15 protein-coding genes and 3 pseudogenes are annotated in these 21,858 nt (G+C 49.4%); 11 read left to right on the plus strand and 7 right to left on the minus strand.

Going from position 1 to position 21,858, the window contains the following annotated elements:
- The first annotated feature begins 58 nt into the window (after positions 1 to 58).
- The gene (gene glnE / locus ELR70_RS08250; RefSeq protein ID WP_054014523.1) at positions 59 to 2,854 is read left to right on the plus strand and encodes a bifunctional [glutamate--ammonia ligase]-adenylyl-L-tyrosine phosphorylase/[glutamate--ammonia-ligase] adenylyltransferase; all 2,796 of its coding nucleotides are present in this window, start codon (positions 59 to 61) and stop codon (positions 2,852 to 2,854) included.
- A gap of 37 nt (positions 2,855 to 2,891) precedes the next feature.
- On the opposite strand, the pseudogene ELR70_RS08255 reads toward glnE, so the two are convergent.
- The 3 genes and pseudogenes from ELR70_RS08255 to tolC all read right to left on the minus strand — a co-directional run bounded on the left by ELR70_RS08255 (position 2,892) and on the right by tolC (position 5,961).
- Positions 2,892 to 3,499 (minus strand): annotated as a pseudogene (locus ELR70_RS08255) (TcpQ domain-containing protein).
- Between the two features lie 30 nt (positions 3,500 to 3,529).
- Positions 3,530 to 4,452, minus strand: a pseudogene (gene lpxL, locus ELR70_RS08260) (LpxL/LpxP family Kdo(2)-lipid IV(A) lauroyl/palmitoleoyl acyltransferase).
- A 162-nt stretch (positions 4,453 to 4,614) separates the two neighbouring features.
- Positions 4,615 to 5,961 (minus strand): outer membrane channel protein TolC, encoded by a 1,347-nt coding sequence (gene tolC / locus ELR70_RS08265; protein ID WP_054014526.1) that lies wholly within the window; start codon positions 5,959 to 5,961, stop codon positions 4,615 to 4,617.
- Between the two features lie 233 nt (positions 5,962 to 6,194).
- Between tolC and ELR70_RS08270 the strand changes: the two genes are divergently transcribed.
- From ELR70_RS08270 to ELR70_RS08300, 7 genes and pseudogenes are all read left to right on the plus strand, one after another.
- Positions 6,195 to 6,824 (plus strand): NUDIX domain-containing protein, encoded by a 630-nt coding sequence (locus tag ELR70_RS08270; protein ID WP_082353139.1) that lies wholly within the window; start codon positions 6,195 to 6,197, stop codon positions 6,822 to 6,824.
- Between the two features lie 24 nt (positions 6,825 to 6,848).
- Complete coding sequence (locus tag ELR70_RS08275; protein WP_054014527.1) at positions 6,849 to 7,289, plus strand: DUF1249 domain-containing protein; 441 nt, start codon at positions 6,849 to 6,851, stop codon at positions 7,287 to 7,289.
- Complete coding sequence (locus ELR70_RS08280; protein WP_054014528.1) at positions 7,276 to 8,049, plus strand: metallophosphoesterase; 774 nt, start codon at positions 7,276 to 7,278, stop codon at positions 8,047 to 8,049. Before ELR70_RS08275 ends, ELR70_RS08280 begins: the two co-directional genes overlap by 14 nt.
- A complete protein-coding gene (locus tag ELR70_RS08285; protein WP_054014529.1) occupies positions 8,034 to 8,630 on the plus strand; it encodes a YqiA/YcfP family alpha/beta fold hydrolase in 597 nt (198 codons plus the stop codon). The genes ELR70_RS08280 and ELR70_RS08285 overlap by 16 nt, the downstream gene beginning before the upstream one ends.
- Positions 8,627 to 10,516, plus strand: a complete 1,890-nt coding sequence (gene parE / locus ELR70_RS08290; protein WP_054014530.1) for a DNA topoisomerase IV subunit B — start codon at positions 8,627 to 8,629, stop codon at positions 10,514 to 10,516. Before ELR70_RS08285 ends, parE begins: the two co-directional genes overlap by 4 nt.
- Positions 10,517 to 10,625: 109 nt before the next feature.
- A pseudogene (gene parC / locus ELR70_RS08295) lies at positions 10,626 to 12,931 on the plus strand (DNA topoisomerase IV subunit A).
- A gap of 367 nt (positions 12,932 to 13,298) precedes the next feature.
- Positions 13,299 to 13,871: a hypothetical protein gene (locus tag ELR70_RS08300; RefSeq protein ID WP_128064538.1), complete on the plus strand. Its 573-nt coding sequence runs from the start codon at positions 13,299 to 13,301 to the stop codon at positions 13,869 to 13,871.
- A 178-nt stretch (positions 13,872 to 14,049) separates the two neighbouring features.
- Here the strand turns inward: ELR70_RS08300 and ELR70_RS08305 are convergent, their stop codons facing one another.
- Entirely contained in the window at positions 14,050 to 15,387 is a 1,338-nt protein-coding gene (locus ELR70_RS08305) for a radical SAM protein (protein WP_054014533.1), read from the minus strand.
- Positions 15,388 to 15,432: 45 nt separating this feature from the next.
- On the minus strand, positions 15,433 to 15,612 hold the full coding sequence (locus ELR70_RS08310) for a hypothetical protein (RefSeq protein WP_054014534.1): 180 nt from the start codon (positions 15,610 to 15,612) through the stop codon (positions 15,433 to 15,435).
- 400 nt (positions 15,613 to 16,012) lie between these two features.
- Between ELR70_RS08310 and ELR70_RS08315 the strand changes: the two genes are divergently transcribed.
- The gene (locus ELR70_RS08315; RefSeq protein WP_054014535.1) at positions 16,013 to 17,485 is read left to right on the plus strand and encodes an alpha/beta hydrolase; all 1,473 of its coding nucleotides are present in this window, start codon (positions 16,013 to 16,015) and stop codon (positions 17,483 to 17,485) included.
- 85 nt (positions 17,486 to 17,570) lie between these two features.
- On the opposite strand, the gene ELR70_RS08320 is transcribed toward ELR70_RS08315, so the two are convergent.
- Entirely contained in the window at positions 17,571 to 18,452 is an 882-nt protein-coding gene (locus tag ELR70_RS08320; RefSeq protein WP_054014536.1) for a LysR family transcriptional regulator, read from the minus strand.
- A gap of 101 nt (positions 18,453 to 18,553) precedes the next feature.
- Here ELR70_RS08320 and ELR70_RS08325 point away from each other — a divergent pair, with 101 nt between their 5' ends.
- Positions 18,554 to 19,669: an FAD-dependent monooxygenase gene (locus ELR70_RS08325; RefSeq protein WP_054014537.1), complete on the plus strand. Its 1,116-nt coding sequence runs from the start codon at positions 18,554 to 18,556 to the stop codon at positions 19,667 to 19,669.
- Between the two features lie 66 nt (positions 19,670 to 19,735).
- On the opposite strand, the gene ELR70_RS08330 is transcribed toward ELR70_RS08325, so the two are convergent.
- Positions 19,736 to 19,996 carry a hypothetical protein gene (locus tag ELR70_RS08330; RefSeq protein ID WP_082353140.1) on the minus strand — a complete coding sequence of 87 codons (261 nt, stop codon included), beginning with the start codon at positions 19,994 to 19,996 and terminating at the stop codon, positions 19,736 to 19,738.
- A 313-nt stretch (positions 19,997 to 20,309) separates the two neighbouring features.
- On the opposite strand from ELR70_RS08330, the gene ELR70_RS08335 reads away from it, so the two are divergent.
- On the plus strand, positions 20,310 to 21,815 hold the full coding sequence (locus ELR70_RS08335; RefSeq protein ID WP_054014538.1) for a Calx-beta domain-containing protein: 1,506 nt from the start codon (positions 20,310 to 20,312) through the stop codon (positions 21,813 to 21,815).
- Positions 21,816 to 21,858 lie beyond the last annotated feature (43 nt).

Here is a 21,858-nt window from a genome sequence, read left to right on the forward strand (position 1 = left end):
TGATGGCAGTTAAGTTTACTATAACACCGCTTTTTGCAATTGCACTGGAGATTTTTCTATGGATTTCGGTGGCTTGCCCCATTCACTTGGGCATCTTGCACTCGAACGCTGTCAGGCACTTTTTGCCCAACACTCGAATAATCAGGCTGTTTTAAGGCTGCTCGCCCTGAGTGATTTCGCCTATCGTATTTTGCAGCGTCACCCACAGTGGATTGACTGGTTGCTGGATGCCGAACAGATGCGGCTGAGGACTTGTCCATCGCCACTGACTGAGCCACTGTGTGAACTCGATGAAGCCAGCTGCTTCAGGCAATTGCGAGAGTACCGCAAGCGTTACTGGCTTAAGCTGATGTGGCTCGACCTGGTGGCAGGTAACCCCATTGACGACAGTATTGCTTATCAGTCACGGTTGAGTGAAAAGCTGATTGACGCGGCAAATCGCTGGGCACACGCCAGTGTGGCAAAAAGCAATGGACAGGTGTGCGATGAGCAAGGCGAGGCTGTACCTATGCTCGTGTTGGGGATGGGCAAACTGGGCGGGGGAGAGCTGAATTTTTCTTCGGATATCGACCTGATTTTTACCTATCCATTTGCCAAATCCACCGAAGGTGGACGTCGCAGCATTGAGGCACAGGTGTTTTATACCAAAGTGGCACAAAAGCTCATTGCAGCATTGGACCAGTGCACTGCCGACGGTCAGGTATTTCGGGTTGATATGCGTTTACGCCCCTTTGGTGATAGCGGGCCCTTGGTGATGAGCTTTGCTGCTATGGAAGACTATTATCAGGATCAGGGGCGTGAGTGGGAAAGGTATGCCATGCTTAAGGCGCGCCTGCTGGGCGAAGAAAACCGCTATTGGAGCGAATTTAAAACCCTTATCAGGCCCTTTGTTTTTCGACGTTACATAGATTTTTCGGTCATTGAATCCTTGCGTAAAATGAAGCATATGATTGCGCAGGAAGTACGGCGTAAAGGGCTCACAAACAACATCAAGCTTGGCGCTGGCGGGATCCGGGAAGTAGAGTTCATTGTTCAGGCACTGCAGATGATCCGCGGAGGCCGCGAGCCAGAGCTACAGACGCCGTCTTTGTTATCGGCATTGCAGCAACTTCAGCATCTTTGTTTAATCCCCGCTGAAGTAGGCGAAGTGCTGTCTCAGCAGTACCTCTTGTTACGTCGCACAGAGCAGTATTTACAGGCTTTTGACGATAGTCAGACACAAACGCTGCCGGATCACGAACAGGATCAGTTGCGCTTGACGGTGTTGCTTGATTGCACCCAATACAGCGAGGTACTTAACAAGCTGGAGCAGGCCCAGGCTGCTGTCAGGGCCGAATTTACTCAGGTGATTGGTGAAGAGCCTGAGCTGGGAGAAGCGCTGGCGCCAGAGTTTATTTCGGCATGGGAGCAACGCGATATCAGTTATCTGGAGTCGCCCCTGCCTGACGCGGTCAGCGAAGCCTGGCAAACGTCGCTTGATGCTTTTCATTTGGGATTGAGCAAAATACAAATGGGGACGCGTGGCAGAGATGTACTGGATAAACTGATGCCTGCACTACTTAGTGAGATTACCCAGGCACCCGTTGCTGAGATACTGGAGCGGGTACTGCAGGTGATACTGAAAGTTGCTTCGCGAACGGCTTATCTTGAACTGTTGTTTGAAAACCGCGGTGCACTGCAGCAGCTTATTAAATTGTGTGCTCACAGTGTCTGGATAGCAGAGCAAATTGCCCGCTACCCGATTTTGCTGGATGAGCTGATCGATCCGGCGGTGCTTTATCGGCCGTTGCCGCTGAGTGCCTATTACAGTGAAGTACAGCAGTACTTTTTACGCATCGACAGTGAGGATCTCGAATTACAAATGGAAGCGCTGCGCCAGTTTAAGCAAACTCAGGCGCTGCGTATTGCTGCGGCAGATGCGACCGGTGTATTGGATATCATGAAAGTGAGCGATCACCTCACTGCGCTGGCAGAAGCCATTATTGCCAAGGCCGTGGATATTGCCTGGCAACAAATGGTGGCGCGTTATGGTGCGCCCGAAGGGGCTGATGTCGAACACAAAGGCTTTGCTGTGGTGGCCTACGGAAAAGCGGGTGGGCTGGAGTTGGGGTACAACTCAGACCTTGACCTGGTGTTTGTCCATAATCGCGATGGTAACAGCGTTACCACAGGTGATAAGTCGATTTCTTCACGCCAATTCTATTTAAAGCTGGCGCAGCGTTTGATGCACTTGTTCAATACCCGGACTAACTCGGGGATCCTGTATGAACTAGACACCCGCTTACGACCTGAAGGCAATTCTGGTTTGCTGGCAATCAATATCGAGAGTTTCTATCAGTATCAGCTGCAGCAGGCCTGGACCTGGGAACATCAGGCTTTGGTACGCTCTCGTATGATACTGGGTGAACCTGAACTTGTTTCTCGATTCAATGAGATCCGCAGTGAAGTTTTGTGCCATAGCAGAGATAGTGGCGCACTTTGCAAGGATATTGTTGAGATGCGAGAAAAGATGCGAGGACATTTGGATAAGAGCACAGACTCACAATTCGATCTGAAGCAGGGCGTAGGCGGCATGACAGACATTGAGTTCATTGCTCAGTATCTGGTTTTGAATTACAGCCATGCGCACTCTGAATTGGCACGTTTCCCCGATAACATCCGCATTCTCGAGATGGCATATCATGCAGGTGTCATTGATGAGCGCACTCAGAAGGCACTGACCGAGGCGTATTGCGAGTTTCGTGATCAGTATCACTTACATAGCCTGAACGCGGCAGGGCGGTGCGTACCCTTGCAGGATGTCTCTGAACTGGTGGTAGCAGTGCGGGCAGCCTGGCAACAGTTATTAGGGTAAGGCCGGAGAAAGTGCTTCTCTCTCCGGCTTCAATGGATTATTTAGTCAGGCGACGGCAGTTTTCGCGCACAAAGCGTGATGGGTTTTGGGTGATGACTGCCGCTCGCTGGCGATGACAAAAGAAGGTATAGACTTCAAATTCAAAGTCGTCGTTAATGGCTGTGCCAACCTGATACAGAGTAGACACAAAGTTCGTGTCGACCCGGAAATTGTGTTTTACCACATAGTCTTTATCCAGATACCAGAATAGCTCAACGTCTTCTTTCTTTGCGTAGTTGCTCAGCACACCACGCAGGGTCTCGCCGCTGTCAAAACGACGGGGTTGGATCTCGCCGGTCCAGCGCTGAGGTGCGGGTTTTACCACTAAGCCGCGCTGTGCGATGGCATCGTCCAGCGGGTAGGTGGGTTTGCCCAGATCCAGTACGTATTTGTCCCGCTCAGTATTACGCTCGTTGAAGTTGCGTTTAAACCCCTCGTAAAACTGCGTAAACCCCTGCGCGGCGGCATTAGTGGTATCCCTAAATTCCATTGAGGGAAGATTGCCATACAAAAATAATATGCGGCCCACACCAGTAATACACCTAACGACAGGTGTTTGGTCCAGAACCACATGTTTGATAAGCGTTTTGAACGTTTTTTAGCCATACTGTCACGACACACTTAATGCTAAAGTTACTAATAATACGATGGCGCGTTTTCATCCGGACGCGTTTTAAAGCGTCGGTGCAACCACATATACTGCTCCGGGGCCTGTTCAATGGCCTGCTCCATACGCTGGTTAACCCGCGTGACGTCGGTTTGAGGATCGCCACTGGGGAAAGCTGCAAGCGCGGGCTGGATTTCTATATGATATTTTCCTTATCATCCCGGGCGCCATGTAAACTTAATGTCTCACAATTTTTGCTTCCTGCAAAGAGCAGTGTTCCCGTTGTAGATGCAGCATCAGGTACGGCAAAAAAAGGTGCAAATTCACAGCGGTTGCGACCATAGTCCTGATCGGGCAGGTAATAACAGAGTTTTTTATTCTTCAGTGCCTGTAGTAGCCCCTTTACGTCGCGCTTACCAATCAAGAATTCATTAGAGCGCAACCGGCCTTTGGTCATAAAGTATTCCATCAGAGGATTGTTATGCGGACGATAAAAGCCAATACCAGGTTGCTCAGTGCCCAATACTCTGCCAAGCATTTCCAGGTGTAGCATGTGCGGCACTAGCAGGAGTACGCCTTTGCCATTATTCTGTGCCTGTTCAATATGTTCCATGCCTTTGATTGAGCCTATCACGCGGTTGATACGCCACTGTGGCCACCACCATGCCATCGATGTTTCGAATGTAGCTATGCCCGTGTTCTCCATATTTTTTAATACCATATTGGCACGCTGCTGTTCATCCATATCAGGAAAGCACAAACGCAGATTCACATCGGCAATATGCCGACGTTTCTTCAGCAGGCGGTGCACCAGACGGCCAAGCATTTTTCCCAGCCACAATTGCAGGCCCTGCGGAAGCCAGGACAGGGCATATAAGAAAAACACGCTGAGCCAGGTTGGCCAGAACTTAGGGGCTAAAAATGCCAGCTTAAAGGTGGGGTTGTTAACCAAAGGTGGACTCTCGTTCAAACTTCAAAGGGTTAGTTTAGCGATATCGGCTGAACAGCTCAAGAGAGCGGCAATGAGCGCCGACCTCTAATTCATGCCAGAGCAAGGTTTTCTGAGGGCAGAAAAAAACCGGCTTATGCCGGTTTTTTCATAACTTACTTAGGGTTAGCCTGCAACCAGACCTCGGTTGATGGCTTCTAAGTCGCTACGGTTCAAAGTACCTGCTGCTTGCTTTAGTCTTAGCGTAGACAGCACGTATTGATAACGCAGGTCAGCCAGGTTACGTTTGGCGTTGTAAAGGTTACGGGTACTTACCAATACATCCACGATGGTACGTGTACCAACTTCAAAGCCAGCTTCTGTTGCTTGTAATGCACTCTCGGCTGATACAACGGCCTGCTCTAGCGCACGGTAGGTTGCAACGTCCGACATCACCTGATTGTAAGAGGTGATCACTGAGCGAGTCACGTTACGCATTGCGGCTTCTAAGTCTTCACTGGCTGCAACGTATAACGCACGTGCCTGATCGGTCGCAGCCACAGTTTTACCGCCTGAGTAAATTGGCACGTTTAGCGTCAGGCCAATGCTGGTACCATCAGTGCGAGGCTGTAATTCAGCGCCTTCGCTGTTGCTCAATGTATCAGTATAAGACGCCGTTAAGTCCAGGGTCGGGTAATGACCAGACTGAGCCAGGTCGATTTGATCCTGAGCAATATCTAACGCCGATTTTGCGACCTGCAATGACAGGTTTTGCTCTTTAGCCAGAGCAATAAAGTCGTTGGTCTGTTTGCCAGGCTTAACGGTTGAGAACTTGTCTGTGTTCAGTTTGTCCAGCTTGGCATGGTACTTACCTGTGATAGTACGCAAGGTTTCACGGGCAGTTTCGACATTATTTTGTGCCACAATCTCGTTTGCCACAGACTGGTCAAACTGTGCCTGAGCTTCGTGTACATCGGTGATGGCGGTCAGACCCACTTCATAGCGCTGTTTGGTTTGTTCCAGCTGACGCTCAATGGCGCGTTTTTCGGCTTGTACAAATTCCAGTGTATCCAGCTTGCTTAGTACGTCGAAGTAACCTTCTGCAACACGCACAATCAAATCCTGTTGTTGCTGCTCATAATTGGTCAGCGACTGCATTGCTTGTTTTTCTGCAATGGTCAGGTTTTGCCAGGTTGCCATACTAAATATAGTCTGGTTCAGTGTCACAGTACGAGTTAGTTGGTCTCCCCAGGTATCAACAACGGTGTAGCCGGTTGAATCGTTCTGGCCAGGCAGTGTAGATTCACCATCGTTGTCCGTATAATTCATACGGAATCCCAGTGATGGTAAAAGATCGCCAAGGGCTGCGTCCTGGGCATACTTTTGTGCGTCAGCCTGGGCTTTGGCTTTTAATACAGTGGGATCGTTTGCCGTGGCAATTTCGTACACTTGCAACAGATCTTCTGCCTGTGAGGCTGTGCTGGAAAGGGCGCAGGCAACACCGATAAACAGAGATAGAATGCTTTTTTTCATTATTTGCTCAGTCCTTAGACAATTTTCATTGTCGGCATGTTACCTTGTTTTCGTCATTTCCTATATAAGGAAAGTGGCAAATCCGTCAGAACAAGTGTAACAGAATATAATACGGTTCAGTTTGGGGCTTCCCCAGTTAAAGAACGGTAAAATAAGATAAAATTCGAGAACCCCTATGATGGGGGCTTGGGGTTAAAAATTAAACCCCGATCATGAAAAAAATGGGATTAAAGATGAAACCAATTGCACAATTTAATCATCAGGATGTCGAATTTAATGAGCCTGAGCGCTGTTATGACAAATTCTTTAAGATTGACCTGTATGCATTTAAACATGCGCTGTTTGCCGGTGGTCAGTCACAGACCATTTATCGCGAGATATTAGAGCGGGGCCATGCGGTAGCTGTGCTGCCATATGACCCCAAAACGGATCAGGTCTTACTCATTGAGCAGATCCGCATCGGTGCGCTGGCAACTAAGGACTCTCCCTGGTTGCTGGAATGCATCGCTGGCATGGCAGAAGGGAGCCTGGATTATGAAGCTGTGGTGCGCAAAGAAGCGGTGGAAGAGGCTGGGCTGGTGTTAGATGAGCTGCACTATATGACGTCGTATTTATCCAGCCCTGGTGGTTCTACGGAGCGTTTGTACTTATATCTGGCCAAAGCTGACCTCAGTGAGGCTGGTGGTATCTATGGTTTGCCTGAAGAAGGTGAAGACATCAAAGTGCATGTGATGCCTTTTTCTGAGGCTATGGCACGGCTCGAAAATGAGGAAATAGATAACGCTGCTACTGTGATTAGTCTACAATGGTTGGCGTTACACAAACCCGAGATGTTGGCGCAGTGGCAATCTCAGTCCATCTAAAATGAGGTCGTTTGATCAGCGGTTATGCAAAAAGAGTACATCCAGTCATTACCCAAATACATCACTTTATGCGAACGCAACTATCTGCGGGCGCTAAAACTGCTTCCCGAAGAAAGCGTGGGAAGCAGCCGTGAAGTACACCTTGGCGCAGCCAGTTACCAGATCCGCATTGACGGCATTGCCCGTTACACCACAGATATTGCGGTGGTGCAGAAACAACAGATCAGCGCCCATCTGGATGATTTCGCTTTATCTGTACGCTTATATCACGATGCCAAAGTGGCTGAGGTGATCCATCACGATTTTCATCAGCGCATTAAACCGTCCTATCGCTATCCTAATCCGGACATGCACCATAAAGACGAAAAATATCAGCTCAATGCGTTTTTAGCGGACTGGTTAATGGCTTGCCTGGAAAGTGGCAGGGTACCACTCAACTGGGATGTCAATAATGGCCTGGTTTGAGCAGTCGTATCAGTTCGGCGGTGCAGAGTTACGCCTGGCACATATCACAGACAGCCACCTGTTCGGGACTCGTGAGGGATGCTATTTTGAGGTTAACACGGCGGCGCATTTTAGCAGGGTGCTTGATGCCCTGGCTGGCGAGCAGCTCGATGGCGTGGTATTTGGTGGCGACTTAACCCAGGATCACAGTAGCGCCTCTTATGCTTTATTTGCTGAGTTACTGGCGCAATCAGCGCTTGATTGCCCGCTCTTTTGGGTGCCCGGCAACCATGATGATCTTGCTTTGCTGGCACAGATCAGCGAAGGACAGATCAGTGCCGCTAAGTACTTGCAGTGCGAGCAGGGTGATATTGTGTTACTTAACAGCAAGGGACCGACACCCGCAGGCTGGTGCGATAAATCGCATCTGGCAGAGCTGGAGGGCGTGCTGTGCGACGCAACACGGCCTGTGTTGGCATTTTGTCACCATCATCCGGTCCCGATTGACGGTTATCTGGATAAACACATACTGGAAAATGGCCCACAGCTACTTAATACGCTGGTAAACAGTCAGTGTGTTGAGGCACTTATTCATGGTCATGTACATAATGCTTATACACAGCAGTACCGAGGCTTACCTGTTTATGCCACGCCTGCAACGTCTATTCAATTCACCAAGCATACGGCGCAGTGGCAACAGCAAAATCTCGGGCCTGCTTTTCGGCTGATCCACTGGACAGCACAAGGTCTGCACACTGAGGTCAAATGGCTCGCAAATTAATCTACATTCATGGCTTTAACAGCTCGGAACAATCCTTTAAGGCGCAACAATTAGGCCAGTGGCTTGCACAGCAGCCGATAGACTGCACGTACCTCACACCCCGCTTACATTTCGACCCAGCGATAGCTGTGCTCCAGCTGGAGCAATTGATAGACAAAGACGCTGCGTTGATTGGCAGTTCACTGGGTGGGTTTTATGCGACTTATTTGTCGCAACGCCATGGTGTACGCGCTGTGGTCGTCAACCCGGCGGTCAGGCCATTTGAACTATTGCATGACTATCTTGGACCTCAGTATAATCCCTACCAGCAACAGCATTACACGTTGACGCATCAACATGTTGAAACTCTGCGTCAGCTCTACGTTGAGTCACTGCACTCACCAGAAAATATATTATTGCTACAACAAAGCGGCGATGAAGTGTTACCCTATCAACAGGCTGTAAACTACTTCAGCGCCAGCCCCAGTCATATTGAATTTGGCGGGGACCATAGTTTTATTGGTTTTGAGCGGTACTTTGACACCCTTGTCAGGTTTCTCGAAATCACCAACACGAACAAAGAAAGTCAGATCCAATTATGAGTCAGCAGAATTATAATGCCGAAGCCATTGAGGTGTTGAATGGCCTGGAGCCGGTGAAGCGCCGGCCTGGCATGTATACCGACACCACGCGGCCAAACCACCTGGGTCAGGAAGTCATAGACAACAGTGTCGATGAGGCCCTGGCTGGCCATGCCAGCAAGATCGATGTGATCCTGCATGAAGACAATTCGCTCCAGGTGATTGACGACGGGCGCGGCATGCCTGTCGATATTCACCCAGAAGAGGGGATCCCAGGCGTAGAGCTGATCCTGACCAAACTGCACGCTGGTGGTAAATTCTCAAATAAAAACTATCAATTTTCCGGCGGTCTGCACGGGGTGGGGATCTCTGTGGTCAACGCTTTATCAACCCGGGTTGAAATCACGGTTAAGCGTGATGCCCAGGTGTATCAGATGGCATTTGAACATGGCGACAAAGTTGAAGACCTGGAAGTGACAGGCACGGTTGGTAAACGCAATACCGGCACCTCTGTACAGTTTTGGCCTGACCCCAGCTATTTTGACTCTGCCAACTTCTCACTCAGCAAGCTCAACTATCTGCTCAAAGCCAAAGCCGTGCTGTGTCCGGGTTTGCGCATTCGCTTTATCAATAAGCAAACCAAAGAAACGCAGGAATGGTGTTATGAGTCAGGTCTGGAAGATTACTTAAAAGACAGTGCGAAAGGCTATGAAACGCTGCCGCAAAGCCCGTTTGTGGGTAGTTTCAGCGGCTCTACCGAAGGCGTTGACTGGGCATTGCACTGGCTGCCTGAGGGTGGCGAGTCGATCACTGAAAGTTACGTGAACCTTATTCCTACCGCACAGGGCGGTACACACGTCAATGGCCTGCGTCAGGGGTTGCTGGAAGCCATGCGTGAATTCTGTGAATTCCGTAACCTATTGCCACGCGGCGTGAAGCTGACCTCCGATGATGTCTGGGACAAGTGTAGTTATGTATTATCGGTGAAAATGCAGGACCCGCAGTTTGCCGGTCAGACCAAAGAAAAACTGTCATCGCGGTCTTGCGCCACCTTTGTTTCTGGGATTGTCAAAGATGCTTTCAGCCTGTGGCTGAATGAGCACACCGACACTGCCGAAGCATTGGCTGAACTGTGTATCAGCAACGCGCAAAAACGCATGCGTGCGGCTAAAAAAGTGGTGCGTAAAAAGGTCACCAGTGGCCCGGCATTACCGGGCAAGCTAACCGATTGCTCCGGTTCAGAAACCGAACGCTCTGAGCTGTTCCTGGTGGAAGGGGACTCTGCGGGTGGCTCTGCCAAACAGGCACGCGATCGCGAGTTTCAGGCCATCATGCCGCTGCGTGGTAAGATTCTGAATACCTGGGAAGTGGATTCAGGGCAGATTTTGGCCTCGCAGGAAGTCCACGATATTTCAGTGGCACTGGGGATCGACCCGGACTCTGAAGACTTGTCGGCGCTGCGCTACGGCAAAGTGTGCATTCTGGCCGATGCTGACTCCGACGGACTGCACATTGCTACTTTGTTGTGCGCCTTGTTCGTTAAACACTTTCCTGAGTTGGTGCGTCGTGGTCATGTGTATGTGGCCATGCCTCCTTTGTTCCGAATCGACGTGGGCAAAGAAGTGTTTTATGCGCTGGATGAAGATGAAAAGCGCGGCATATTAGACCGTATTGAGGCGGAGAAAAAGCGCGGTAAGGTAAATGTACAGCGCTTTAAGGGATTGGGTGAAATGAACCCAATACAGCTGCGCGAAACCACTATGGACCCCAATACCCGCCGTCTGGTGCAATTGACCCTGGATGAACCAGAGGAAACGCTGGAAGTGATGGACATGCTATTGGCCAAAAAGCGTGCAGGCGACAGAAAGACCTGGCTGGAACAACATGGTGATAAGGCAGAAGTGTAAGCTGGCTGCCATGGTGCTGCGCCGATGAAGCGCGCCGTCAAGTATTGAATTCGGATGATTACGCCAACGCGATAACTCGTGTGCGGTACAACAAACAATAAGGTGTATCATGACAGATCCGCAAACCCTGTCGTTACAGGGGATTGAACAACTGGCGATGGGCCGCTTCACAGAAGACGCCTATCTCAATTACTCCATGTATGTGATCATGGATCGGGCCTTGCCACACATTGGTGACGGCCTCAAGCCAGTACAACGGCGTATTGTGTATGCCATGAGCGAGCTGGGCCTGTCGGCCGCAGCCAAATATAAAAAGTCTGCCCGTACTGTGGGTGACGTGCTGGGTAAATACCACCCGCACGGCGACAGTGCCTGTTACGAAGCTATGGTGCTGATGGCGCAGCCATTCTCCTACCGCTACCCGCTGATCGATGGTCAGGGTAACTGGGGTGCGGCTGACGATCCTAAGTCGTTCGCTGCGATGCGTTATACCGAAGCGCGTTTGTCTAAGTTTTCAGAAGTGTTGCTAAAAGAGTTGGGCCAGGGCACGGTTGACTGGATCCCGAACTTTGACGGCACCATGAATGAGCCAATGGTACTGCCGGCACGACTGCCACATATTCTGCTTAATGGTGTGACTGGTATTGCCGTAGGTATGGCCACAGACATTCCACCACATAACGTGCGCGAGCTGGCTGAAGCCTGCTGTACTTTGCTGGACAAGCCGAAAACCACACTTGAAGAAGTGCTGGAGATGGTGCAGGCGCCGGACTATCCAACTGAAGCCGAGATCATCACGCCGAAAGCCGAGATCCAGAAGATTTACACCACCGGACGCGGCTCGATTAAAATGCGTGCGGTGTATGAAGAAGATCAGGGCGAGGTGGTGATCACTGCGCTGCCCCATCAGGTATCCGGTGCCAAGGTACTGGAGCAAATAGCGGCGCAGATGACGGCTAAAAAGCTGCCTATGGTCGCTGATTTACGCGATGAATCGGATCATGAAAACCCAACCCGCATCGTGGTGGTACCACGCTCCAATCGGGTGAAAGTTGAGCCACTGATGGCACACTTGTTTGCCACTACAGATCTGGAAAAGAACTATCGGTTAACCTCAACATGATTGGCCTGGACGGTCGTCCTCAGGTTAAAGACCTACGTTCTATTTTGGCAGAGTGGTTGGTTTTCCGCCGCGAAACTGTGCGTCGTCGTTTGCAGTATCGCCTCGATAAGGTGCTGGCGCGTTTGCATATTCTTGAAGGTTTAATGATTGCCTTTTTGAATATCGACGAAGTCATTGAAATCATCCGCACCGAAGACAAGCCCAAAGAAGAGCTGATGAGCCGCTTTGGGCTGTCGGACAAACAAGCCGAAGCTATCTTAGACTTAAAACTGCGCCACCTGGCGAAGCTGGAAGAAATGAAGATCCGCGGCGAGCAGGATGAACTGAGCGCTGAGCGTGACAAGCTGGAGCAAACGCTGGGCTCAGAGCGAAGAATGTCGACGCTGCTGAAAAAAGAAATTCGCGAAGCCGCCGAATTACACGGTGATGAGCGTCGCTCACCTGTAGTAGAGCGCCTTGAGGCCAAAGCCCTGAGCGAGAAAGACCTGATTCCATCGGAATCGGTTACTGTGGTGCTGTCTGAAAAGGGCTGGGCCCGGGTTGCCAAAGGCCATGACATCGACGCCGAAGGACTCAATTACCGCGCCGGAGACAGCTACAAGGCATCGGCCAAAGGCCGTAGCAATCAGCCGGCGGTGTTCCTCGACAGCTCTGGCCGGGCATTTGCCACCGATGCTCACAGTTTGCCATCAGCCCGAAGTCAGGGGGAGCCCATGACGGGGCGCTTTAACCTTGCCGCAGGCACCAACTTTGAGCATGTGGTGATGGGTGAAGAGCAGTCGCTTTATTTAATGGCCACCGATGGCGGCTACGGCTTTATTGCTGAGTTTAACGACCTGGTCAGTAAAAATAAAAATGGTAAGGCACTCGTCAGCATCCCGAAAGGGGCTGAACTGATGGCACCCATAACAGTGGGAGATGTGGCGACCGACCGGTGTATGGCCATTTCTAACGAAGGCCGGATGCTGATCTTCCCACTGCGCGATCTGCCCAAACTGGCCAAAGGTAAGGGTAACAAGATCATCTCTATCCCGAGTGCTAAAGTGCAGGCCCGCGAGGAGTTTGTAAAAGTGCTCGCAGCAATACCCGATGGTTGTGCTGTAACCCTACATGCCGGCAAGCGTAAACTCACACTTAAGCCCAGCGATCTGGAACACTACTATGGTGAACGCGGTCGTCGTGGTAACAAGCTGCCCAGAGGCCTGCAACGGGTTGATGGTTTTGAGATTGAGCACAATGGCAATGACGTCGCTGAAGCAGACGACAGTGAACAGCCTTTGAGCGAGTCTTAATCTATCGTGTGGACATTGTGCATGCATGATGTCCACTTGCTTTTCTTCACTCTGTACTCATAAACATCAAATTCATCACCAGACAGAGGTCTCCTCTTCACGTGCCCAGGTATTACAAAGTGGCTGTTTTTTTATTTAAGAGGTTATGCGGACTCTGCAGAGTTAAATTCGCTACCATTTGGCAATATTGCGGTTGGGGCAATATGAAAACCACGCGCTTGGGTAGTGGAGACCCAATAAATGGCTTTTTCTTGGGTGGGTATTTGAACCCCTGGTCTGAGGTGGTTGATCAATCGGACAAGAGTTGCGGTTTCTCTTGGGCTTTGCATGTCACCCATTCGACTACAATCATAAAAAAAGGAGCGCTATGATGAAACTTTGGGGAAGTGGCAAAGTAGCACTGATAAGTTTGTCATACTATTTGATGGGGTGCTCAGCAAGCCCAAATTTGGCGAATGATACGCGTTATGCGCAATTCAGCAGTCAGTGCTATCAACTTTCCCAAGATAGTTTTTTGTACACTATGAATTACTGTAAAGGGGAAACCAAGGAGTGTTTTGGTATTCAGGCTTTTGGTGCACAATCAAATCGTAGTGAGCAAGGTCGAGATGTTCCTAACACCTTAGAAGAATTGCATGCCAATCCAGCTAGATGGAATGCAAGGATCGAGCGGTGGTCAGGCACTGCAGGCCTGAGAGACAGCGAGTATGTTGCAAGTGTTCCTAAAGGCAGCCGATTTAAGATAGTCGGCTTATTCAGGGATACGTATGGCACAATGGGAACCTATTGGTATATCCAAATTCAGTTTGAGGACACCCAGCAGAACAAGGTGGTTGCAGTGCCATCACCTTATTATTTGCTACAGCCTTATTGGCAAACTACGGATGGTAAATTGTCGTTTTCGTCCAGGTTTGTTGAGAATTGTACAGGTGGACGCTGAGACCATAAATAGCAATATACACATCAAGCCGGTGATTACCGAGGTGTACGAGTGTGTCTCTGCGAGTGTCAAATTTCAGAAACTGACTGAGCAGCTTTAAACTGACTGGATAATCGTTAAGGGCTGGCAGAGCGGCCTGCTTTTGGTCAGAGGCCGCCTGTATGCTATGGAGTGAGTTTTAGTTAACCAATGACCGATAACTCTCAATCGCACTGGCTTTTTCTTCACGAATCAGGGCGAGCAGATCCAGTCCGTCTTCCTGCCAGCGATCAGGGATCGCCATGTCATCAATGCGGAACTGACCTGAATCTTCGTTCACAATGCACAGTTCGTCGTGTATCGCAAAGACCCCATGGTCAAACGGCTTGCCAGGAGCAGCTTGTTTGACATAGAACCTTTCTCTTTGATTCTTAGCTGCTTTTTTCAGTGCTCTGTGATGACAATAGGGGTTATTACCGCGCTTGCCAAAAAACACATGAGCGGTCCAGTGACAGCCTGCACGGCATACAGAGGCAAATTCACAACTGCTGCATTCGCCCCACAGGTGGCGGGTGGCATCTTCGGGTGTGGTGATGTCGTTGATGCGCAGCTCCGGACTATTCTGGTAAATATCCTGCAACTTACGGTCTCGAATATTACCGCCGGTATATTCCGCGCTTGGTAATGATGGGCAGCCCTTGATGCTGCCATCGGCTTCAATGCCTATTGCATTTTGACCTGCGCTACAGCCGCGGGTGAAGGCCCACTTTGCTTCTGATGCGATGGGCTCTTTCAGCAATCGCTCATACGGCCCAAAATAGCCAATGTTATTGCCCATGTGTACTCGTATCCCCTCGCTGTTACCCCGTTTGGACAGGTAGGCGAGCAACGGGAACACATCCAGAAGTTCATAAGGCTGTAGTAAGATATGCGAGTTTTCGACGGCATTACCCATAGGGACCGTGAGGGCCAATTGCCACGCGGAAATACCTGCTTTGAGTAACTCTTCGTACAGGGAAGGGAGTTCGGCAATGGACTCACGATTTACCTGTGAGTTACAGCCGACCGGGATCCCTGCTTCACGCAGGTGGGCAATGGTTTCAAAACACTTCTGCCAGGCGCCTTGTTTGCCTCTGAGTAAGTCATGGCTGCGTTCCATCCCGTCAATTGATAAAGAGACCGCCGCAATCCCTGCTTCCTTCATCCGTTTAGCCGTACCGAGAGAAATCCCGTAGCCACCCGTTGTCATGGTTGCCTTCATGCCTTTTTTGGTGATCTCTGCCGCAATTTGTAGCCAGTCGGGGCGCATAAAAGCCTCGCCCCCGATTAGGGTGACTTCTTTAATACCCAGATCTGCCATCTGCGCGACTAAATCCAGTGCTTCACTGGTGGATAATTCATCAACTCTTGCATCGCCAGCTCTCGAACCACAGTGGTTGCAGGCAAGGTTGCATTTCAATGTAATTTCCCAGACTGCATAAGTTTGTCTGTATGCAGCATTTATTCGAATATCAGATCTGTTTGTTAAATCAGTCATACCGGCCCCTAATCATTTGTATTGTGCGTATTACTAAGCAGGCTGTTAGTCAGCCAGACTGCATCCGTAGATTTGTACACCCGGACCAACTGCATCTGCGCACATCACGTCATGTGCCATGCCTTTGCTCATATAGTTGTTACTCAGCTTTGAGCCACCTTCAATTTTTGCTAGTAGCTCTTCTGCTTCGATGACTGCTTTTACGTTTTGTTTAGTTGTTTTCATGGTATTTCCTTGTAATGAGTTAATTATCAATCATATGGCCTGTTGACCTGTCAGTAGCGATAACTGAGCTACTGATGCACCAAGTTAGATATGCAAGTCAGTTCTAATCGGTACGCCATCAATCATGCGAGTTCTCTTGAAGGCTGTCAAAATCAGTGGATAATAAAAATAAACATCTAAAACAGTTATTTAGGTCGTTGTGTTATAAGCGGGATTGAACTCAATAAGGTTTGATAAGTGGATATTGCGAAGGAGCTGAGCTTGAGGTGTGGCCGGTAATCCGCACTGATGGTGAAGATGTAATGATCGGGCAAGTGATGCGATTGTACTCAAACAAAACAGAGTAAATATTTTATAGCGCAGGGCGTCATAGCTGGCGGTGATCAAACAAGGAACTATTATGAAACATCTACCGCATATATTAGGACTTGCTGCTCTGGCAGCCACATCATCAGTGAGCGCCGCGGCGTTACCTGACCCCCAGGCGTTGTTGCAGCAATATCTTTCAGGCGATTATAACGATGGAGATGCGCCTTTAAAGGCTGCAATGGGCTATTTTCAGCACCATGACCAGCAGTTGAGAGAGGTACTTTTAAATCAATCGCCGGAGTTGGTCGATATACTGGAGAGCGCGAGCTATTGTTATGCAGCAATTGCGACAAAACCCGGCCCAGATTTATTACCTGAACTTTTTCACTACCAAGATGGACGCTGCCTTCTGGTTCAGGATGAAGTGACGGAGCAGGGGCACTACTACAGTGACAGCCAATGTCGAATCGATATCGACTATAAAACTGAAACGGATATAGATTTTTGTGTGCGTGAATTTGACCACAAAGCGGAAAAATATGGCAGTACCGCTGATTTAAACTCTACCAGTGATGCCTGGATGCCTGGCTACAGTGCCACACTACCTGTTACAACTCGTCCTCAGTCTTTTAGTGAGATCCCACTGCTGCAACGCAGCACCTATAAAAGAGTGCACAATGAACAAGGCATGTGTCATCTTGAAATGCGTGTTTATAAAAACATGGATAATCATAGCGCAACGCCCGTCATGCTCATCCACGGTGGAGGGTGGTTAGCAAGGCTGAAAACGGCACGCTTAATGGAGGCGCAAATTGCCCAGCTGACCGAGGCTGGCTTCGTTGTGTATATGCCTTTTTATCGTCTGGCTCAGGATCAAGAGGCTGGGCCTGCGTGTAATAATGTGTCGATTGAGGATAGCAAAAACGACATAAGAGATGCTTATTTGTGGGTATTGTTTAACAATTACAAGTACACACACAGCTTCAAATCTATTCGTTTATTGGGGCAATCTGCCGGCGGGCATATGGCGGTATGGCTGTCGCAGCAGTTTCCATTTTTAATCAACAAAATTGCGCCTATGTTCCCGGTAGCAGATTTTGCTCATCAGCTGAAGGAATTGCAAGATGGCAGCTATCCACACAGCTATATCAAAAATATGCTTGCAATTTTGTCCGGCAAATCGGATTGGCAAGAGCTCAGTGGCAATGAGCCACTGATCGTGAATAACAGCCTGTTGGAATACATAGAGCAATATCCTGGCATCGCCCCTGATATGTTTATCAGTCACGGGATGGCGGATATCATCGTTTCCCCCAGTCAATCGCTGAGGCTTTGTAACGCACTTTCAGGCGATATTAGCGATGGACCCGCTCAGGCTAACACGCTTAATTTTAATCAGCAGTATGCGCAAATCCAGTGTCGCAGCGGCAGTGAGTTACACCTGCTGGAAAATGCGGGGCATCACTTTGATGGCTGCGGGTTAGGTTTATGTGATGTTGGCGGTGAGCAAGGGAGTGTTGCCACCAAAGCACTGATGGAAAATATGGTGAACTGGCTGAAATAACCAGGCGCCAATTACCATTCATAGAGTGTTGCGGGCCTGTCTGATAACGACGACAGGCACGCAACGCTTTTATTTCAGCCGAGTACTACATAGTCAGGCCCTGCTTTATATGTGATAGCAGTGCGGTTACTTTTTTCTGCGGGTACTTTCTGCCCGAATAAAATGCATAGAGAATAAGATCTTCAGGCTCATGGTCTAACGGGACTTTGACCAGTGTACCCGCTGCGATTTCTGCCTCGCAGGCATGCTCGGGCAAGATGGCAAATCCCAGCCCTTTAAGTGCAGCCGCTTTAGCCATATGGCCACTGTTTACCTTGTAACGTGATGGCAGGTGCAGGGTCTTATTGCCCTTAAAGCGCCAAGGTGCCCCCTGAAGTACAGTGAAACTGGATATGCAGGGCATTTTGCTGAGCATATCAAGGGAATCAGGCAAACCCCGGGAAGTAATTAATTCCGGGGAGGCGACAACGCAACTTGGAAAGTGGAGCAGCGTTTTAGCCACCCAGCCCGAGTCTTCCAGTGTGCCGCGGTCAAAGCGCACTATCATGTCAAAGCCTTCGAGCACCCCTTCCGTTGGATTGAGTTGCGTGTCACAGCTGAGTTGTATATCTGGGTGCAGCTGGCAAAAGTGCGTAATGAGCTCTGCCAGAATGGGCAGATCCGGGATAACAATTTTAAGGTGTCCCGACAGCTGACTGCTTTGCTGTGACACTTCGACCAGTGCATCATTCATCGCCAGAGTCAGTGGCTTGAGTGTCTGATAAAGCCGGGTACCAGCAGCAGTGGGGCGCATTTTACGGGTTGTGCGCTCCAGTAAGCGGATATTCAGGTGTTGCTCCAGCAAAGCGACATGCCGGCTTACATTAGAAGTGGGTAACTGGCGTTGTTGTGCTGCACGTTTAAAACTCAGTTGCTCATACACTGCCAGAAAGCTTAGCAGCCACTGAAGATCGCTTCGCTCTATCATGATTCTCTCATTAAATGGGATTAATAAAGTCATACTAGCATGTTTATCCCATCTGGTTGCTTTGTAACACTTCATGAAGACATCAATGAATGGAGAAAAGCATGCAAGAAAAACGTCGAATTGCGATTGTCGGGGCAGGTATCGCTGGCATGGCATTGGCACTGCTGGTCAAAAAGCAAGGGCATCAGGTTGTTTTATATGAGCGTACGCAGGCACATGCTGCGATGGGGGCTGGCGTCACTTTATGGCCAAATGCATTATTTGTATTGGAGCAAATGGGCCTGACTCAGCAAATCGTTCAGGCTGGCGGCTTACCTGATTCACTATGTCAGTATGACCACCAGGGAACAGAGATCAGCGCGCTGAGTGTTAAGCAGTTAAACAAATTAAGTGGCTATCTAACGGTGACCATACTGCGTCGTGATTTGATCCGCTTACTGGCTGACGCGTTAACAGCCTTGGGGGGCGTGATCCGGTTTAATACGGCTGTTACTCATGAGGAAATTGACGGACTTAGGAAAGAATATGACCTGGTTGTTGGGGCGGATGGCAGGATGAATTCGGCGGTACGTCAGTACTTGTATCCTCAACATATTGAGCCAGTGTATCAGGGTGTGGTGAATGTTATTGGCATCAGTAAGGCTGAGCCAGGGATGCTAAACAATAGCATTTGTGATTTTCGTCGTCCGGGCGAACGTTTTGGCATTGTACCGGTAAAAAAGGAGCTATGTTTCTGGGCCGGTGCCTGGCGTTCAGAAATTGAGGAAAACCGGCCAGAAGCATCCTTGTATCATGACTTAAATCAGCGTTTTAGTTCCTGGGCTGAGCCCGTACGGTCAGTGCTCAAAGCGGCCAATACCGACGCGATACAGCGTATTTTCGTACATGATCTGGATACACTGCCATATTGGCACAAAGACAACGTTGTACTCATTGGTGATACGGCTCATGCATCATTGCCGACCTCGGGGCAGGGGGCCTGTCAGGCACTGGAAGATGCCTGGCACCTGGCTGGACTGATATCAAAATATGATGACCCATCAGTTTTGCTGGGTACATTTTATGAGCGGCGTATTGCCAAGGCAACGGCTGCACAGCACAGTGGCCGGCAACTGGCCAGGCAGATTTTCTTTGCACATCACGAGAGCCCAACAGAGCGCTCGCCACTTTCCGTGGCAAAGCTGAATCAACTGTGGATGCAGGGGTTAGAATCCTAAAAAAGCCGTAGGTATTGCTGTTGATGAAATAACGTGTTGGTCACGATTTTATTGTTGCAGTAACCGCTAGCAGTCGGGAGGATCTCCCTGATCTTCTTTGCGCTTACGTTGTTCCTGCTTTGCTTTGGCGACATTTTTGAACACAGGAGGTGGGATGGGAAACAAAGAGAGTAATGGAAAAATCGCCATCACCAGGTAGGCGGCTTTGGGCATGCCTTTGGCCCACCTGACGATCCTAATCAGGCACCAGAGGCAGGTTACCACCAGTGTGAAGAGCAGCGCCACTCGCATGAGCAGGTCAAATAGGGTGAAACTGTCTGTGTCCATAGTCTTTGTTCCTTTAAGTCAGTTAGGATACGAAATAGGGACGTGGTGGCGAAAAATCAAGCAGTTTGTATTGCATTGAGATTATTTAAAAATTTTTAATTTCACACACCATGAAGTCAAAATTAATCCATTTTTCTTATTTTAGTGTTGATTTTTTGTGTCGTGCAGCGCATCATATCGGCAGATTGCAAAGATAATAATGGAAGCACTCATCCTAATGGAATAGGAAATCGCATCGTACAATGGACGTGGATGTGTCATTACTTTGTGTTGTATTAGCCTGAATTTGGATGAACCGAACGAGTTTATTACCATGCTAAAAACATCACTTTCTTTGATTGCCCTGGTGGCGTCTTCCGTTTCTTCCGTGAGCTTCGCAAATACCTGTACTGGCCAGTTATATGGCATTAATGCAGGGCGTGGCGATGTGGGGATCTTGTTTGGCCTGAATGAGCAAAATAACAGTGCGTTTGCTCAGACCCTGGCAGAATTTAGTGCATCCGCGCTGGCCTACGATGAAACCAGCAAGCGCATGTATTATCTCTCCGCTCCGAGGCCTTTTGAATATCAGGTTGACGTGAGTCATCTGAACCTCAGCGCTGAGCAACTAACCCATTTACCGATTGAAGGTAAACGCTTTAAATACCTGCGCCTGGCTTACTACGACTTTGCAACTGATACCCATACTGTGGTTGGCAGGAGTGCTCAGGTATTGAGTATGGTCTATGATCCTGAGCGCGATGCGCTGCTCGGTACTGATTTTAAAAAGCTCTATGAGATTAACAAAAATACGGGGGAGGCGACGGAACTGGGGGCACTGGGTTCGCTCAAAGGCAAGTTTCGCGGCGACCTGGTGATCCAAAATGGTAACTGGTACCTGATCACCAGTCGAAGTGTTTATCAGATAAATAAAACCACCTTCCAGGCAACCAAGCTGGCAAATCACAGCCTGACTGCGGCAACCGGGGCTGCGTTGAATCAGGCAGGTGACATAGTGGTCAGCCGCACGCTGATCAACGACTATGGCCACGTTAATCGTTCTAAACTCTATAAACTGAATCCACAATCAGGTAATACGTGTTTGCTTGCCACCGTGCCGGTCAGGCTTAACGACTTAGCGGTGAATACGGATCAGCCAGTTGCCTGTTATGCTACGCCAAGCTGTGAGACAGATCCTGAACCGACCTTTACGCTGGTGCCGCTCACAGATACTGTGCCTGAAGGTGGGCAGCTGGAATATCAAGTTACCCTGAGTAACCCTTACTATCAGGATGTGGTCCTTGATGTCAGTGTCCAGGATGGCACGACGTCCGCGGATGATTATACGGCGCCGGTTTCCAGCATCACCCTTAGTGCCGGACAAACGAGCGCGACCATAGCAATTCCAACCCTTGATGATGCAACGCACGAAGCAAGTGAAACACTGACTTTACAGGTTGATGGCGCGACAAATACCAGTGGCACAGCCTCTTTGAACGGGACTATTGAAGATAATGATCCAGCCTGTATACCAGATGACTATACGCGCATTCATTATCAGTTTGTCAGCGAAAGTGCAGGCTATAACAACGACTGGGGGATCAGGGTTAATGGCAGTTACGTTAAGTTGCTGGATGAGTACGGTGGTGCAGGTAGCTACGATGTGATTGACGGCGCCAGTTACGACTATGTGTTGTCAATTAATGGCAATCCTAATCAGTTGACCTCCAACTATCGTGTTTACGGTGATAAGCAATACTGGGAAGACCAAAATGACCGTGACTACAACGACTTTGTGTTGAAGGTCTGGACGTCCAGTATTCAAAAAGGGTGTGAGTGACAAACTCCGGGACTGCCTCAGGCAGTCCCGACTGGTTTGTGAA

It is taken from the genome of Pseudoalteromonas sp. R3 (genome assembly GCF_004014715.1).
Classification (GTDB): domain Bacteria; phylum Pseudomonadota; class Gammaproteobacteria; order Enterobacterales; family Alteromonadaceae; genus Pseudoalteromonas.